Source organism: Paraburkholderia sp. SSBN10T, assembly GCF_056619545.1.
In genome coordinates, this window is the sequence record NZ_JBWQQI010000003.1 from 275980 (window position 1) to 291563 (window position 15584).

Sequence of the window (15584 nt, forward strand, 5' to 3'; positions counted from 1 at the left end):
GAGACGCAATGCCGTCGCTGCTTACCGCAGAGTTGGTCCGACTCAACGCCCGCGCCAGCTCGAAACACGACGCGATCGTCCAGGCCGGCGAGTTGCTGGCCGCTGCGGGTTTTATCGAGCCCGGCTATCTCGAGAGCCTGCACGGCCGCGAGAAAGTCTCGAACACCTATCTCGGCAACGGCGTCGCGATTCCGCACGGCATGCAGGAGGACCGTCACCTGATCCGCCGCACGGGTGTGGCGGTGCTGCAATTGCCCGAAGGCGTCGAATGGCACGACGGCGAGCGCGCCAACCTGGTGGTCGCGATTGCCGCGCAGTCCGACGAGCACATCGCGCTGCTGCAGCGTCTGACGCGTCTGATCGGCGATCCGCAGCAACTGCGCTTGCTGGTCGAAGCACGCGAGCCGCAAATTCTGGTCAACGCATTGAATGGCTCGGCCGAGCCGCGCGTTAGCGTAATCAACACCACGCCGGCCGACTTCGAACAGCGCGTCGAGCTGGTGCTCGACTACCCGCACGGATTGCATGCCCGGCCCGCGAGCGCCTGGGTGGCCACCTCGAAGCGCTATCAGGCTGCCTTGCGGGTGCGCAACGGCGAGATCGCCGCCGATCCGAAGAACCTCGTCAGCCTGCTGCAGCTCGGCGCGACCGCGAATGCGCGGCTCGTGCTGTCCGCCCAGGGCGTCGACGCGAGCGATGCGCTCGCGGCCCTGAAGCGGACCATCGAGGCGCTCTCGGCCGAGGAGCACGAGCGCGCCGCGGCGGCCCGCGCCCGCCGTCAGAAGGCACAGCCGGTGCTGTGGACACCGAAGGATCCGGCCGACGTGTTCGAAGGCGTCAGCGCGGGGCCGGGTTTCTCGCTTGGCCGGGTGCGCGTGCTGCGGGCCACGCAACTGGAGATTCGGGACCAGCCCGGCGATACCGTCGAGGCCACCCATCGACTCGACGAGGCGCTGCGCAACACCGCGAGCGAACTCGAAACGCTCACCCGTGAAACCTCGGCGCACCTAGGCGCCGCAGAGGGCGAGATCTTCGCCGCGCATCGTGAACTGCTGAACGATTCCGCATTGCTGGGCCACGCCGCACGCCTGCTGCTCGACGGCCACGGCGTGGCCTGGTCGTGGCATCAGGCGGCCGAGCAACAGGCTGCACGCCTCGCCGCCTTGCCCGATCCGCTGCTCGCTTCGCGCGCCACCGACCTGCGCGACGTCGCGCGGCGCGTGCTGAAACATCTCGGCGAAAACGTCGCCGCAGAAACGCGCCTCGACGCGCCCGCCATCCTGATTGCCGAAGACCTCACGCCGTCCGACACCGCGATGCTCGACCCGGCTGTGACGCTGGGCTTTTGCACGGTGTCCGGCGGCCCGACCTCGCATACCGCGATCCTCGCCCGCACGCTCGGCGTGCCTGCCGCCGTCGCCTGCGGCGCGGGGCTGATGCAGATCGCCGACGGCAGCGAAGCGGTGCTCGACGGCACCTCGGGGCGCCTGTATGTCGGCGTGTCGGCGCACGACCGCGAGCGCGCAAGGCAAATGCAACTGCAACTTGCCGAGCAGGCCGAGCGCGCCGCGGCCAATCGCGCGCTGCCCGCGGCGACACTCGATGGCCACGTGCTCGAGATCGGCGCGAACATCACGCGTCCGGAGCAGGTACGCGACGCCATCGCCAACGGCGCGGACGGCGTCGGCCTGATGCGCACCGAGTTCCTGTTCCTCGAACGCCACGACGCGCCGAGCGAGGATGAGCAATACGACACCTACCGCCGCATGATCGAAGCGAGCGGTGGGCGTCAATTGATCATTCGTACGCTCGATATTGGCGGCGACAAGCAGGTGTCCTATCTGAACCTGCCGCACGAATCAAATCCGTTTCTCGGCGTGCGCGGCGTGCGGCTGTGCCTGCGCCGCCCCGACCTGTTCGTGCCGCAGTTGCGCGCCCTGTATCGCGCCGCGAAGGAAGGCCCGCTGTGGATCATGTTCCCGATGGTCTCGACGCTCGACGAAGCCCGCCAGGCCATCGCTCTCGCGGAAACCGTGCGCGCCGAACTCGACGCGCCCAAGGTGCCGCTCGGCATCATGGTCGAGACGCCCTCGGCCGCTGCGTTCGCGGATCACTTCGCGGCGCTGGTCGACTTCTTCTCGATCGGCACCAACGACCTGACGCAATACGTGCTCGCCGTGGACCGCGAGCATCCGGAACTCGCGCGTATGGCCGAGAGCCTGCATCCGGCCGTGCTGCGCATGATCAAGCAGACCGTCGACGGCGCGCGGCGCCATCGCAAGTGGGTCGGCGTGTGCGGCGGCCTGGCGGGCGATCCGCTCGGCGCGTCGATACTCGCGGGTCTCGGCGTCGATGAACTGTCGATGAGCGCGCGCGATATCCCCGCCGTGAAGACGCGGCTGCGCGGCGCGCGCCTCGATGCCTTGCAGGCGCTGGCCCGGTGCGCGCTCGATTGCGAAGACGTCGAAGCCGTGCGGGCGCTCGACAACGCTGAGATCAAGGCCGCCGCATGAACACCGTTGTGACTGTCACGCCAAATCCGGCGCTCGATCAAACCGTGTGCGTCGAAAATCTGGCCCTCGGCGAAGTGAACCTCGCCGCCTCGCTCGAATTCAATGCCGGCGGCAAGGGCGTCAACGTGGCCGGCTGCCTCGCCGACTACGGCTTCGAGACCATCGCCACGGGCCTGCTCGGCTCGGACGATGCCGCTGCATTCGATGCGATGTTCGCCGAGAAGAAGATCGTGGACCGCTTCGTGCGCATTGCCGGGCGTCCGCGCATCAACGTGAAGTTGGTGGATACCGCCCGCCACCAAACCACCGACATCAATCTGGCCACCTCGCGGCCGAATGCGGCCGATGTGGAGGCGCTGCAGCAGCGCATCGTCGAGCTAGCCGCGCCGGGCCGCTGGTTTGTGCTGGCGGGCAGCCTGCCGCCGGGCGTCGAGGTGTCCTTTTACCGTCGTGTCACGCGGGCCTTGCATGCGGCCGGTGCGAGTGTTGCGCTCGATACGAGCGGCGCGCCGCTCGCCGACGCGCTCGCCGCCGCCGAAGCCGAAGAGTTGCCGGACCTGATCAAACCGAACCGGGCCGAACTGGAAGCGGCACTTGGCCGTACCTTCGCCGACGACGATATGCTGGTCCACGCGGCCTGCGAACTGGTGGAGCGCGGCATTGCGCACGTCGTGGTGTCGCTGGGCGAGCGCGGCGCATTGGGCGTCACGCGCGCCTCAAGCGCATTGCCCGCGTCGGACGCCCTGAACGCCGCGTCCACTTCCGGCAACGCGGGCGGATACGCGGGCTGGCACGCCGCGCCGCTGCATGTGCCGGTGGCGAGCACCGTCGGCGCGGGCGACGCGCTCGTAGCCGGACTGATTGCGAGCCTCGTCGAAGCGCGCCCATGGCAGGAACTCGGTCAACGCGCCACCGCCTTTGCCGCGGGCAAGCTCGCGCGCGTCGGCCCTCATCTGCCGGATCACCCGACTCTCGACGCGCTCGCCGCACGGGTCCAGGTGGTCACCTTCAGCGTCGCCGCGGATGCGCGGCGCGTCACCCCACACCAAGCCGTACCCACCTGAGAGAGTCATGGACAAGCTGATTGGACTGGTGTCGTCCCCACAACACAGCGCAACGCCGGCCGTCGCCGCACAAGCGCTGGGCCGCGCCGCGCAAAAACGCGGCGCCACCCTCGCCGTCGAAACGCGTAGCGCGCTCGGCGTGCAGGATCCGCTCACCGTCGAGCAAATCGCCGCGGCGCACAGCGTGCTGATTGCCGCCGACGCCGGTGCCGAGGTCGACGAAACGCCGTTTGCGGGCAAGACGATTCATCGCGTGTCGCTCGACGACGCGATCCGCGAAGCCGATGCGGTGCTGGCGCGCGTGGCAGGAAGCAGCGCGGCCACGCAGGCGGAAGCGGCGTCGGCTGCGGCATCCGCCCTTGCGGACACGACGCCGCGTACGCTGAAGATCGTGGCCATCACCTCGTGTCCGACCGGCATCGCGCACACCTTCATGGCCGCCGAAGGCCTCGCGCAAGGCGCGAAGTCACTCGGCCATGAGATTCATGTGGAAACCCAAGGCTCGGTCGGCGCACAAAACCGCTTGAGCGACGCACAGATCGCCGCGGCCGATCTCGTGGTGATCGCCGCCGATACCCAGGTCGACAAGAGCCGCTTTCGCGGCAAGCGTCTCTATGAAACCGGCACCAAGGGCGCTATCGGCAAAGGCGCGGCGCTGATCGAACGGGCCATCGCCGAAGCGGTCGTCGAAGGCGGCGCCGGCAACGGCACGCCGGCCGGATCGCAGCAATCCGGCATGGCAGGCGCGGCGCTGGCCGATCAGGTTGCGGCGGCCAAGAAGCAGCGCTCGGCGAAGTCGTCCGGCCCGTACCGCCATCTGATGACGGGCGTGTCGTTCATGCTGCCGTTCGTCGTCGCGGGCGGCCTGCTGATCGCCATTTCGTTTGCGCTCGGCGGCATCTATGCCTTCGACGACGCGCATAAAGACACGCTCGCGTGGGCGCTGTTCCAGATCGGCGCGAAGTCCGCCTTTGCACTGATCGTGCCGGTGCTCTCGGGGTATATCGCGTATTCGATCGCCGACCGGCCCGGCATCACGCCCGGCATGGTGGGCGGCATGCTCGCCGCGAGCCTGGGCGCCGGCTTTCTCGGCGGCATCATCTCCGGCTTCCTTGCCGGTTACACCGCACTCCTGATCAGCCGCAAGCTCAAGCTGCACCGCAACCTCGAAGGCCTCAAGCCGGTCCTGATCATTCCGCTGGTGTCGACCCTGGTGGTCGGTCTGTTGATGATCTACGTAGTCGGCACGCCGGTGGCCAGCGCACTGCACGGTCTGGAAAACTGGCTGCGCTCGATGCAGACCGGCAGCGCCGTGACGCTCGGCCTGCTGCTCGGCGCGATGATGGCCTTCGACATGGGCGGCCCGGTCAACAAGGCGGCGTACGCGTTCAGCACGGGGTTGATCGCAAGCCAGGTGTACACGCCGATGGCCGCCGCGATGGCTGCGGGCATGACGCCGCCGCTCGGCATCGCGCTGGCCACCTGGATCTTCCGCAACCGCTTCGTGCTGGACGAACGCGAAGCCGGCAATGCGGCAGCGGTGCTCGGCATGGCGTTCATTACCGAAGGCGCCATTCCGTTTGCAGCGCGCGACCCGATGCGGATCATTCCAGCATGCGTGGTGGGCTCCGCGATTACGGGGGCGATTTCGATGGCTGCAGGCGTCGAACTGAAGGTGCCTCACGGTGGCATTTTCGTGCTGCCGATTCCGAATGCGGTCACGCATCTGGGCATGTACGTGGTGGCGATTGCGGTCGGCACGCTCGTCACCGCTGTGGCGGTCGGCTTGCTGAAGCGCCCGCTCGGCGCAACCGCCGCTGCGGCTTCAGCCTAAACCCAAGTTGACTCCGGCACCCGAGCGTTCAACCACGCGCAGTGACAGGATTGTCATGGCACACGAGCACAGCGAGACGTATAGAGGGTTTCGCATCCGGGTGGAAGGCGTCTCTAACGATGCTCACAGCCTGCAGATTCGCCGTACGCTCGCACGGCAACTGGGCGAGCGCTACGCCGCGCGTTACGAGCACGAAGCGCCAACCGCGCACCCCGCCAATGCAGCGGAAGACGCCTTCGCCGACGCGATCCGTGACGCACGGGAAGCGGTGGACCGCTTGCTCGGCGGTTGGCATCCGGCTTACGCTTAGAGACGGACCGGCTCACAAGGCGAAGGCGGCGCGACACCCACAGATTGAGCGTCGCGCCGATCCTTTCTTTGCTGCCTGGTTGCCGAACCTCGGTTAGCGTCGACGCGCCGCCCAAGGCGCCGTTTAGATCACCAGCCGCGAAATCTTCGAGCCTTCCAGCGACACGCCCGCCATCAGACCTTCGTTGGTCAGCACGAACGCCTGCACCGGACTCGTCGCGGTCGAGGTGTCGACATTGCCGTTTGCGCCCACCTTCAGCACGGCCACGGTCGCATCGGCACCGGCCGCCCAACCCTGGCTTTCACGGAATTTATTGAGTGCGTCCTGCGTCATGAACAGCATCACGATCGCCTTGGATTGCGCACCAATCTGCAGACCGAAGGATCCCGCTGCAATGCTGTAGTAACCGGAGGTGTGTCCCGCCACGCGCAGCGCGCCTTGGCCATATTGGCCGCCCACCCAGAAGCCGGCTGCGATAACCGAAGGGAATACCAGCACGCCCTGCGCCTTGGAGACGAGCTCGCGCGAACCGTGCACGGTGTCATAGAGACGGGACAGCGTCGAGTCGACCCCTGCGTTAATGGTCTGACGCTTGCCTGCATCGACGGACGATCCGGTGTCGGATGACGGCGGAGTCGTCGTACAGCCAGCGAGAGCGAGGCCTGTCGAGGCAAGCGCCAGGCTGGACGAGAGGATGAATTGTCGGCGACGCATGGTTGACTCCTTCTCTTATGTGAATGGGATCGCTGAGCCGCGCTCGGTCGAGAACGATGAGCCCGCCATTCGCGGCTACACGTCTAGCCGCAAAATGCGGGCCACGTCGCGCCGCAGGTTGCCACGCAGGCGCCGCAACGCAATCAGGGCGGTCAAAGCGAGGCGGAAATCAGGAAGATCGGCGAAGGGGAAGGTGTGCTGGGAAGCGTGCGTCAAGTACGAATAGAGGAAAAAACGACATCGGCCCGGTACGGCTTACCTGTGGACTTGCGGGACATCGTCATCGGGGTGGGCTATGACAGCGTGGCGTATTCGCCCGGCTCGGCCCGGCACCCGGATACGTCCGAGCAAGACCGCGAAGCGGATGACGTGCGGCGCCTGGCCGCTCGTCATTTGCGGTCTCGCTAGCGCCGCGGCCGCCGATTCTTCCGGTTTTGCACCAATAGCGCCACCACGCCGCCTAAGGCGAGCGTCGCCACATAACCGGCCATGCGCACCACCCCCTCGCCATACGGGCCGGCAAACACCGCGGCGAGCAGCGCCACGACAAAGACCGCGAGCAATCCGAGCAGTGCTTTCATCTAAGAGCGCCTCCGCAGTTGGCCAAAAAACCGGCGTCACATCTAAATAAGAAGCGCAATGGATGAAACGCGCAAGTGCGGCAAACCCGAGACAATCCGGTCGCAATCGAGCCGAGGTCTGGATAGACGTCCGTGGCATCCATCAGGCGTTTGAATCCGTTGTGTTGAAGAACCGTTCTGCTGTCGAAGTTAAAGCAACGGGGCCGCAATCAAGCGGTGACGACGGGCTGGTTGCAAGCGAACGGCGTGGCGATAGCTTACTCAATGATCGCGCCGTTCGCTGCAGCCGCCATCAGCTTAGCTCCCAAAATACAGATTGCAGAAGCTGACCGGACCGACGCATCCCGCGCCCTTGAGCGGCGCATGGGCGCCACTAGCGCTGGAACCCGACATGCCGGCGCCCACGCCCGTCGCTTCAGCGGCCGCGCTATTCGCTACGCGCTCGCTGTCCTGCGCGGAAATCTTCGCTTCGGCTGCCTGGACGTCGGCGGGATAGGTCGCGTCGCCCGATGCGGCCGGGTTGTAGCCGGCCTGCTCGACCCGAACGAGGTCTGAATAGACCTCAGCACGGGTCACACCCTGTGCAAAGGCGTTCGAGAACACACTCGTCGAAGCAAGGAAGGCAACCGACAGGGTAATCTTGGCAAAGTTTTTCATTTCAAACTCCTAACTGATTGTGATTGAGTGACGTACTCGTCAAGGTGAACATCACGACTGCAACTGGTATTCCAAAAAATTTACAAACAAAAAGCTGTTCATACAGGCTACTTCACTTACTAATTCGCACTACTGTTAAATTTAGATACGCCAGCGATCTTGCCGGTGTTTGCCGACGATGCCTGCGCCTGTTGCTGCAAACGCGCCACCTGTTGCGCGAAGATCGGGTTGACGTCCGGATACGACGTGTCGGTCACATAGTTGAGACCGTTTTGCTGCGCTTCGATCAGTTCCTGATATACCTGAGCCCGTGTTTTGTCTTCGGCGAAAGCGCTCGATGAAGCGAGTACGGCGATGGACAACACGGCAAATGCGATCTTCTTCATGATGAACTCCAGTGAGTTTGGGGCGGCCTACGTGATGGAGAACCCGACTTGGCCGAGGTTTATTCCCGGCAAAGCGAAAAATGCGTGTAACGGAGCGCCGCAATGCGCCTGGAGTGCCCTTCAGGCGCGAAACCAAAGGACTCCGGGAATAAATCGCATTGCCATCGTGTTAGCTGGTTCGAACAGGGCCATCTTTACATGCGCACAAGCCGGGTTGGATGCGTGGCGTCAAGCGAAGGGATGGCCGCAGCGAAGCAAGACACGTATGTCAATTCAAGACGAGCAGGCAATGCACAACGTTTTGACGATCGAGGGCAGCGAACAGGTCGCAAGGCACTTCGTGCGCGCGCTGACGGAAGGCGGCTTCAGCGTCGAGGTGACCGATTCGGGCCGAGCGGGTGTGACCCGCTTGATGGCGCACCAATACGACGCCGTGGTCCTCGAGCGCTGGCTGCCCGATCTGGACGGCCTGGCGGTGGTCGCCACCCTGCGCGGGATCGGCATGGAAATCCCGGTGCTGATGATGAGTGCAAGCGCCGACGCCGGGCAGCGCATCGAGGGGCTGCGTGCCGGCGTTGACGACTATGTCTGCATGCCCTGTTCATCTGAAGAAATCCTCGTCAGAATGGAAGTGCTGCTGCGCAGGCGGTCGGGTCCGCCCAGTCCCGACACGGTATTGCGAATCGCCGAGCTGGAACTGGATCTCGTGCATCGCAAGATGGCGCATCTGGAAAGCGCGGAGCGTCTACAGCCCACGGAGTTTCGCCTGCTCGAATTCATGATGCGGCATGCAGGCCAGGTTCTAACCCGCACCGCGATCCTCGAAGCGGTATGGGGAATTCACTTCGACACCGGTACCAACCTGGTGGACGTGCATGTCGGAAGGTTGCGCAAAAAGGTGGCCGCGCTGGGTGCGCGTCCGGTGATTCGCACGATCCGCGGCGCGGGGTATCGGTTCGGATAGAAGCTTTTGCACCGCCGCAATCGGGCAAACGACGCTCGTCTGCGCTGAGCGCCGCGCGGGGCTACCAGTCGAGCACCACCGCATGGCTGGTTCGACTCGGCGCACCACCCGGTCCGGCAGGGTCTGGGTTGCCGAAACGCGGCAGGTCTCCATCCGCACGGGCGCGTTCGACCTCCATGCGCACCTCGGCGCGGGTTTTCGGCGCCTGAGTCGAGACTGCCGGTGCTGCGCTCCACGTTGGCTCGTATTGCGTCACCTGCACGGCGGGTATAACCGGCGGCGGGGGTGCAATGGATTGCCCGAAAGGCGGCGCTTCGGCTACTGGCTGAACCGGCGCGGGCACCGGCAAAGCAACGGCTACTTCAGGATTTGCCGGGACAGGGCTCGATTGTTCAGGATTCGCATTCGTATCGACTGCCGTTTCGACTTCAGGAACACGCCTGCTCTGTGCGTAATGTGACGTACGGTCCACACGCTCGTGGATCAGCGCTGAACCACTGCGCCCATGCTCGCTTCGCGGCGAGAATCGCGATGCAAGCTGGCTCGAACGCGACATTGCCGGCGCTCCGGGCCAATGCTCCCCGGACATTGCATGGTCCACCGCCTCTTCGCGCGCCTGCAATTCCCTGCGCAGCGCAGCAACCCGCGGATCGTCTTGGTAAAGCGTCTGCTCTGCGCCCAGCAATACCTTCGCCGAGGCTAGATCGTTGCGTTGCAAGCTGGCGCGAACCGCATCGAGCACGGCCACATGACTGGCGTCCGAACGGTTGCCGGCCGGGACGGACACCTTGCCTGTCGCCAGCGAGGCGGCCTGGGGGCTATCCGGGGTGCCGGCAGACGACGCGTCCCGATGTTCAAAACCGGCTGGATCGTTGGGCAAGCCGCCCTTGCCGGGACGCAGCATAAAGACCGTTATCGTAAGCGCGCCCATCAAAAGGCCAGCCAAAATCGCTACCTTCGGATGGCCGATCGGATTCGTGATCATGACGTCGGTTCCGTAAACTCTTGCATAGCGAACGCGCGCCGTCGCGTTGCGCTATGCCCACGGTATGCCTCTACCTGGATTACGTACGGAGTCGGACATCGATCGGATGCGCCAAGCTCTAGCCGCTATCCGCCAGAATCAAGGTTGCGTGCGCATCGGTTCCCTGACCTTGAGATTGCAGCGGGCTGCGCGGATTCACGAACGCGCCTCTTCCGGCCGGGCGGCGGGCACGGCGCGCTCCGCCGGTTCGACCACTTCGGCCAGGTCTCGTCCGCGCGTTTCCGGCAGCATCCATGCCGCTGCCACCACCAGGAAATACGACAGCGCCGCACACGATCCCATTGCCGCTCCCAGCGGCATGGTCGCGCTCAGCACGCCGACCAGCGTCGGCATCACCGCACCCAGTGCGCGGCCCGCGTTGCCGCATAGGCCCTGTGCCGAGCCACGGATGCTGGTCGGAAACAGCTCCGCGATATACGCTCCCGTGCCGGCCGCCGTTCCCGATTGCAAGGTGCCGAGTACGAAGCCGAACAACATCGTCACGGTCAGGCTGATCGGTGCAAAGGTATAGATCGCCACCGCGATGGCCTGGCAGCAAGCGATGCTGATGAACGTCAGGCGGCGTCCAAAACGATCGGCCATCCAGCCGTTCAGAAACGCACCGGCGAAAGAACCGAGAATGTTCAACGCCAGATAGCCTCCGACGTTGTTGATCGACAGATGCAAGCCGAGTTTCAGATAGGCCGGCAGCCACGTGATCATCACGTAGTTGCCGCCGTAGATACCGAACGTGAGCAGGATGGCCTTGAGGGTGGTGCCGCGCAGCGGCGCCGCGAACACATCCCACATGCTCGCGCCGCTGCGTTTTTGCTGGGCGCGCGTGCTGGTGTAGACGGGGGCTTCCTGAATATTGCGCCGGATCCATAGCACCAGTACTGCGGGCAGGATTCCTAAACCGAACAGGACGCGCCATGCGATGGCCGCAGGCAAATAATCGAACATGACCGTAGACAGCAGCACGGCGATGCCGTAACCAACGGCCCAGCCCGCCTGCAACGCGCCCACCACCCGGCCGCGCACTTCACGGTTGATGGTTTCGCTGATCAGAACCGCACCCACTGCCCATTCGCCGCCGAAGCCGATACCTTGCAGACTGCGCGTCAGCATGAGCTGCCAGAACGAACTGGTGAAAGCGGACAGCAGCGTGAATGCGGAAAACCACATGATCGTCCACTGCAGGACACGCACGCGGCCAAAACGGTCGGCCAGCATCCCCGCGCCCCAGCCGCCCAGCGCCGCCATGATCAGCACGGTCGTGCCCAGCAGTCCCGCCTGCCCTCGCGTCATGCCCCAGAGGGCGATCAAGGTCGGAATGGCCAGCGCATACATCTGGGTGTCCATGGCGTCGAGCCCCCAGCCGCTGAAACAGGCCCAGAAGGTACGCTTCTCGGGCGTCGACAATTGCGTGAACCACTTCAGCATTTCGTGTCTCCTGTCTATCGGAGTTAGCGCTTCAGCACTTGCTCCGATCCCATCCAAGATGGTTGTGATGGGGTCGACGGATATCGTCGACCCTTTGTCTTTAACGGCCCCAAGCGGCTATTCACGCCAGATGGCATCCGCCAGGCTCCGCCACTCGAACTTCACCGCTGCGTCGTAGGTGAGTCCACACCGTTGCATCGAGTCGACGACAGCGTCCTGCAAACGCGCGGTCGCATCGCTCATCAACGGTTCAAGGCCCACTTCGCGCAATGTCTGCGATACCTCGCGCATCTCGGCTGCCCGGCGTCGCCCATGCTCCGCCACCCGGCTGACGAGATAACCGGCGGGGTCGGCGTCGGCGCCCAGTTTTTCGAAGGTCTGCCGGAGAGAAGCGAGCACGAGTTCTTCCGCGCCATAGCGGCGCGCCGCGCAGAGACACTCCACCGTGAGCGCTTCGAGACCCTTGATCATCACGCTGCGGCACATCTTGACCGACGACGCGACGCCGATCTCCACCGCGATGGCTTGCGCCTTGAAGCCGAGCCGCTGCAGGGCCGGCTCCAGTTGCGCGGCGTGCCTGCCGCCCAGCAACATGGGCACCGCCAGGCCGTAAGGCGGCACAGGCGCCATCACCGCGGCCTCCACGAAGTCTGCGCCCACCCGCTCGATGACTTGCTGGCCATGCCGCTTGGTGACAGGGGAGACGGAATTGAGATCGAGAAAGACCTGGCCAGGCCGGATGGTCTTCGCGGCCGCCTCGGCTACCTCGATATCGGAACTCGCCGTAACCGCCGAGACGATCAATTGCGCGGAGCCGATGCAATCCGCGAGATCGAAGGCCGCACGAACCCCGGCCTCCTCCGCCTTGCGGCGCATGGCCGGGGCTTCATGCCCATGCAACTTGATGTCGTACACCGAGACGCCAAAGCCGTTGCGTGCCAATCCCGCAGCGAGGATTCCGCCCGCCTCGCCGAAGCCGATAATCGCAATGCGTTCGATATTGTCCATGGCGAAGTACGAGGGAAGGGGTTGCCGCCGCGGCGGCCGCGCTCCGGCGATAAACAGAATAGTGGCACGTAGACGGTCATATGTGCTACCCGGCGAGGTTGCGATCTCTTTTGTTTGGCATCTGTTTTGTTTATCCCCACCATGCCATCCTCGTTCGCCGGCCCCGTTCCACCTCGGTGTCCGGAATCGCCACAAGCCCTTATTGAAACGGTGTTTTGCGGCGCTTGTGTCTTGACTGCCCGTAGCGCGACGGCTACAGCAAGCCGGTTTTCGTACGTCGAATCTGGTTAACCCGCACTTTCCGGCGATGGTAGGTTTTCTATATCTTCGCCTCTCAACGTAGCGTGGTTCGTGTTCGACGCGAGCCGATACGGAACGGGACCCCGCCAAAAAAACCAAAAACTGATTTATTCGATTTGCAGTACTAAAACAAGTAAGGAGATCTTCAAGCATGAAAAAAAAGCAGCTCACATTGACAGTCCTCGCGGGGGCCTGCATGGCGACAACGGCGCACGCGCAGAGCAGCGTCACCCTGTTCGGCATGGTGGATACCGGCATTACCTACGTCAGCAACCAGTCTGGCCAACATAACGTCAAGATGGACGACGGGGTCAACGGGCCGAATCTTTGGGGTTTCCGCGGCGTCGAAGACCTCGGCGGCGGTACCAAGGCCATCTTCGAACTGGTCGACCAGTTCCAGGTAGACAACGGCAAGTTCATGCCGAATTCAAGCCTGTTCAGCCGGCTTTCGTTTGTCGGGCTGACGAACGACAAGCTCGGCAAGGTCACCTTGGGGAACCAGTATGACTTCATGACCGACTCGCTCTATTTCGCCGGCGACGATCCGGCGGAAATCTCCGGGCACTTTTACGACTTCCGCGCCGGTCCGTTCACGAAGCTCGATCTGCCTAGCAACGCAACGGGTGCTTTCGACTGGGACCGCATGGCCGGCGAACGCGTAACGAATTCGGTCAAGTACGTCTCGCCCATCTTCGGGGGTTTCAGTGGCGGCGCGATGTACGGCTTTGGCGGCGTGGCCGGATCGATCGGCGCGGGCAATTCCACGAGCTTCGCGCTCAACTATGCTGCCGCATCGTTCGGCGCCAACGCGGCCTATACCAACATCAAGTACTACACGGCCGGATCGCCGCAGGTCAGCGTGCGTAACTGGGGGGTGGGCACACACTACCGCTTCGGCGGCTGGGTTGCGAACGCGTTATTCACGACAGTCCACAACTCCGCCAACGGCGGTTCGGTGTACGAAGGCTCGGTCGGCGCGCACTATAACTTCACGCCGGCACTGAGCGCCGGCGCGTCGTACATGTACATGAAAGGCAACGCAACCGTCGACAATAACCATGCTCACCAGATCGCCGGCATCCTCGACTATGCGCTCTCCAAGCGCACTGACGTGTACCTGCTTGGTGTCTATCAACGGGCCAATTCCGGGGCGGATGCGCAGATCAACGGTATGAACAGTTCGGGTGACGCATCCGACAGTCCGACTCAGGCCGTTGTCCGCGTCGGCCTGCATACGCGCTTCTAAGCGCCAGGTTTCCCGGCGTGCCGGGATCGACGGCCGCGATCGCGTTTATGCGATCGCGGCCGTTGTCATTGGAGTCTGTCTTGCGATGAACGCCACTGGCCTGCCGGCAGCCGCTTTAGGCGCGATGCCACTGCGGCGATGCTGGCTCCATGCCATGACGAAGCTTGACGGAATCAGCCTCGCGCGAGGCCAGAAAGGAGAGCAGCGCCGTTGCGGCTTCGTGCTGTGTGGAGGTCGTGCATATCGCCGCCGAGAAAACGGTAATGACCTCGATCTCAGACGGCAAAGAGCCGATGACGTCAATGCCTGGCAGGTGCATCAACTCGCTCAACTGCTGGAAACCTAACTCGACCTCTCCGCGCGCGACAAGTCCGCCCACCGGCATACCGGGTGTGGCCTGCACGATACGCGGCGCGATCGTCTCGGCGATGCCCCACCGCTCGAACAGACGAGTCAGGTGCGAACCGCTCGGCCCCGTCGAATAGCCGATGCTGCGCGCGGCCAGAATGGCGTCGCGAAGCGCCGCTTCGGTGCGTACGTCGGGGCGCGGCGCCCCGGCTGCCACCGCAATCGCCACGCCCGAACGGGCGAGGTCGACCCGGCTGGCCGAATCGATCCGGCCGACTTCGGCCAGCCGGTCGAGCGCGTCGGCCGCCAGCACGACCATGTCGAACGGCTCCCCGTCCTGAACGCGGCGGGCCGCCGCGACGCCGCCGACCGACTCGATGACGACCCGCTGGCCAGACAGCCGTTCATATTCTTCGACGAGCTCGGCCAGCACGTTGCGGGTAGCCATCGAAGAGATGCCGGTGAGCGGCTGCGAGGTTTGACCCATGACCCTGTTTGCTGCCATGTTCAGTCGATATAGCGCAGCCCGGCCTGTCGCAACGATTCACGCATGTTGTACATATCCAGGCCAAGCACGCCGCTGGCCAGCTTCGCGCGCTTCTCGGTTTCGAGTGCTTCGCGTGCAGCCGCCTTGTCGAGAACCTTCTGCGCGGATGCCGAGGGCACGATGACCACACCATCGTCGTCCGCGACCACCACATCGCCCGGATTTACCAGCGCCCCGGCACATACCACGGGGATGTTCACGGACCCGAGCGTCGCCTTGATCGTTCCTTTGGACGAGATCGCCTTGCTCCATACCGGGAAGTTCATCTCCTCAAGCACGCGCACGTCGCGCACGCCGCCGTCGATAATCAGCCCTCGCGCGCCGCGCGCCTTGAAGCTCGTCGCCAGCAGGTCGCCAAAAAAGCCATCGGTGGAATCGGCTGTAACCGCGGCGACGACGACGTCACCCGGCTGGATCTGTTCCGCCGCGACGTGCAACATCCAGTTGTCGCCCGGCTGGAGCAGCACCGTGACGACGCTGCCGCCGACCTGCGCGCCGTGATAGATGGGTCGCATATAAGGCTTCATCAGGCCCACGCGCCCCATCGCCTCGTGGACAGTCGCGGACCCGAGCGCACCGAGTTTGGCGGCCATATCGCCATCCGTGCGCTGAATGTTTCGATATACGACTCCCAGTTCATACATG

Annotated in this window: 15 protein-coding genes; 6 read left to right on the forward strand and 9 right to left on the reverse strand. The window is 64.3% G+C overall.

The genetic code is table 11. The annotated features are described in order from the left end of the window. The first annotated feature begins 8 nt into the window (after window positions 1–8). From ptsP to AC1ECK_RS06140, 4 genes are read left to right on the forward strand one after another with little or no spacing between them, the layout of a single operon-like run. Entirely contained in the window at window positions 9–2513 is a 2505-nt protein-coding gene (gene ptsP, locus AC1ECK_RS06125; RefSeq protein ID WP_480316940.1) for a phosphoenolpyruvate--protein phosphotransferase, read from the forward strand. Next, entirely contained in the window at window positions 2510–3577 is a 1068-nt protein-coding gene (locus AC1ECK_RS06130) for a 1-phosphofructokinase family hexose kinase (RefSeq protein WP_480316942.1), read from the forward strand. Before ptsP ends, AC1ECK_RS06130 begins: the two co-directional genes overlap by 4 nt. Before the next feature lie 7 nt (window positions 3578–3584). Then, window positions 3585–5411, forward strand: a complete 1827-nt coding sequence (locus AC1ECK_RS06135) for a PTS fructose-like transporter subunit IIB (RefSeq protein ID WP_480316944.1) — start codon at window positions 3585–3587, stop codon at window positions 5409–5411. Between the two features lie 55 nt (window positions 5412–5466). Beyond that, window positions 5467–5721 (forward strand): DNA-binding protein, encoded by a 255-nt coding sequence (locus AC1ECK_RS06140; RefSeq protein ID WP_480316946.1) that lies wholly within the window; start codon window positions 5467–5469, stop codon window positions 5719–5721. Window positions 5722–5844: 123 nt separating this feature from the next. Here AC1ECK_RS06140 and AC1ECK_RS06145 read toward each other — a convergent pair whose 3' ends face one another. From AC1ECK_RS06145 to AC1ECK_RS06160, 4 genes are all read right to left on the reverse strand, one after another. Further along, window positions 5845–6435 carry a BPSL1445 family SYLF domain-containing lipoprotein gene (locus tag AC1ECK_RS06145; protein WP_480316948.1) on the reverse strand — a complete coding sequence of 197 codons (591 nt, stop codon included), beginning with the start codon at window positions 6433–6435 and terminating at the stop codon, window positions 5845–5847. Between the two features lie 404 nt (window positions 6436–6839). Then, window positions 6840–7016 carry a hypothetical protein gene (locus tag AC1ECK_RS06150; RefSeq protein WP_480316950.1) on the reverse strand — a complete coding sequence of 59 codons (177 nt, stop codon included), beginning with the start codon at window positions 7014–7016 and terminating at the stop codon, window positions 6840–6842. Between the two features lie 297 nt (window positions 7017–7313). Further along, a complete protein-coding gene (locus AC1ECK_RS06155; protein ID WP_480316952.1) occupies window positions 7314–7673 on the reverse strand; it encodes a DUF4148 domain-containing protein in 360 nt (119 codons plus the stop codon). 119 nt (window positions 7674–7792) lie between these two features. After that, window positions 7793–8059 (reverse strand): DUF4148 domain-containing protein, encoded by a 267-nt coding sequence (locus AC1ECK_RS06160; RefSeq protein WP_480316954.1) that lies wholly within the window; start codon window positions 8057–8059, stop codon window positions 7793–7795. On the opposite strand from AC1ECK_RS06160, the gene AC1ECK_RS06165 reads away from it, so the two are divergent. Next, on the forward strand, window positions 8028–9023 hold the full coding sequence (locus AC1ECK_RS06165; protein ID WP_480316956.1) for a response regulator transcription factor: 996 nt from the start codon (window positions 8028–8030) through the stop codon (window positions 9021–9023). The genes AC1ECK_RS06160 and AC1ECK_RS06165 overlap by 32 nt on opposite strands. A 61-nt stretch (window positions 9024–9084) precedes the next feature. Here AC1ECK_RS06165 and AC1ECK_RS06170 read toward each other — a convergent pair whose 3' ends face one another. The 3 genes from AC1ECK_RS06170 to AC1ECK_RS06180 form a co-directional block, all read right to left on the reverse strand. Next, window positions 9085–10008 (reverse strand): DUF4148 domain-containing protein, encoded by a 924-nt coding sequence (locus AC1ECK_RS06170; RefSeq protein WP_480316958.1) that lies wholly within the window; start codon window positions 10006–10008, stop codon window positions 9085–9087. A gap of 195 nt (window positions 10009–10203) precedes the next feature. Continuing rightward, on the reverse strand, window positions 10204–11490 hold the full coding sequence (locus AC1ECK_RS06175) for an MFS transporter (RefSeq protein WP_480316960.1): 1287 nt from the start codon (window positions 11488–11490) through the stop codon (window positions 10204–10206). Between the two features lie 117 nt (window positions 11491–11607). Further along, entirely contained in the window at window positions 11608–12498 is an 891-nt protein-coding gene (locus tag AC1ECK_RS06180) for an NAD(P)-dependent oxidoreductase (RefSeq protein ID WP_480316961.1), read from the reverse strand. Window positions 12499–12949: 451 nt separating this feature from the next. On the opposite strand from AC1ECK_RS06180, the gene AC1ECK_RS06185 reads away from it, so the two are divergent. Further along, window positions 12950–14044, forward strand: coding sequence for a porin (locus AC1ECK_RS06185; protein WP_480316963.1), 1095 nt, complete (start codon window positions 12950–12952; stop codon window positions 14042–14044). Between the two features lie 115 nt (window positions 14045–14159). Here AC1ECK_RS06185 and AC1ECK_RS06190 read toward each other — a convergent pair whose 3' ends face one another. Both AC1ECK_RS06190 and ligK read right to left on the reverse strand, forming a co-directional pair. Further along, complete coding sequence (locus AC1ECK_RS06190; protein ID WP_480316965.1) at window positions 14160–14840, reverse strand: substrate-binding domain-containing protein; 681 nt, start codon at window positions 14838–14840, stop codon at window positions 14160–14162. Window positions 14841–14899: 59 nt separating this feature from the next. Continuing rightward, a complete protein-coding gene (gene ligK, locus AC1ECK_RS06195) occupies window positions 14900–15583 on the reverse strand; it encodes a 4-carboxy-4-hydroxy-2-oxoadipate aldolase/oxaloacetate decarboxylase (RefSeq protein WP_480316967.1) in 684 nt (227 codons plus the stop codon). Window position 15584: the final 1 nt, after the last annotated feature.

Coding starts and splice junctions, on each gene's coding strand:
- ptsP (WP_480316940.1), top strand. CDS start 9: ATGCCGTCGCTGCTTACCGCAGAGTTGGTCCGACTCAACGCCCGCGCC.
- AC1ECK_RS06145 (WP_480316948.1), bottom strand. CDS start 6,435: ATGCGTCGCCGACAATTCATCCTCTCGTCCAGCCTGGCGCTTGCCTCG.
- AC1ECK_RS06175 (WP_480316960.1), bottom strand. CDS start 11,490: ATGCTGAAGTGGTTCACGCAATTGTCGACGCCCGAGAAGCGTACCTTC.
- AC1ECK_RS06150 (WP_480316950.1), bottom strand. CDS start 7,016: ATGAAAGCACTGCTCGGATTGCTCGCGGTCTTTGTCGTGGCGCTGCTC.
- AC1ECK_RS06130 (WP_480316942.1), top strand. CDS start 2,510: ATGAACACCGTTGTGACTGTCACGCCAAATCCGGCGCTCGATCAAACC.
- AC1ECK_RS06170 (WP_480316958.1), bottom strand. CDS start 10,008: ATGATCACGAATCCGATCGGCCATCCGAAGGTAGCGATTTTGGCTGGC.
- AC1ECK_RS06165 (WP_480316956.1), top strand. CDS start 8,028: ATGGACAACACGGCAAATGCGATCTTCTTCATGATGAACTCCAGTGAG.
- AC1ECK_RS06185 (WP_480316963.1), top strand. CDS start 12,950: ATGAAAAAAAAGCAGCTCACATTGACAGTCCTCGCGGGGGCCTGCATG.
- AC1ECK_RS06180 (WP_480316961.1), bottom strand. CDS start 12,498: ATGGACAATATCGAACGCATTGCGATTATCGGCTTCGGCGAGGCGGGC.
- AC1ECK_RS06140 (WP_480316946.1), top strand. CDS start 5,467: ATGGCACACGAGCACAGCGAGACGTATAGAGGGTTTCGCATCCGGGTG.
- AC1ECK_RS06155 (WP_480316952.1), bottom strand. CDS start 7,673: ATGAAAAACTTTGCCAAGATTACCCTGTCGGTTGCCTTCCTTGCTTCG.
- AC1ECK_RS06190 (WP_480316965.1), bottom strand. CDS start 14,840: ATGGCTACCCGCAACGTGCTGGCCGAGCTCGTCGAAGAATATGAACGG.
- ligK (WP_480316967.1), bottom strand. CDS start 15,583: ATGTATGAACTGGGAGTCGTATATCGAAACATTCAGCGCACGGATGGC.
- AC1ECK_RS06135 (WP_480316944.1), top strand. CDS start 3,585: ATGGACAAGCTGATTGGACTGGTGTCGTCCCCACAACACAGCGCAACG.
- AC1ECK_RS06160 (WP_480316954.1), bottom strand. CDS start 8,059: ATGAAGAAGATCGCATTTGCCGTGTTGTCCATCGCCGTACTCGCTTCA.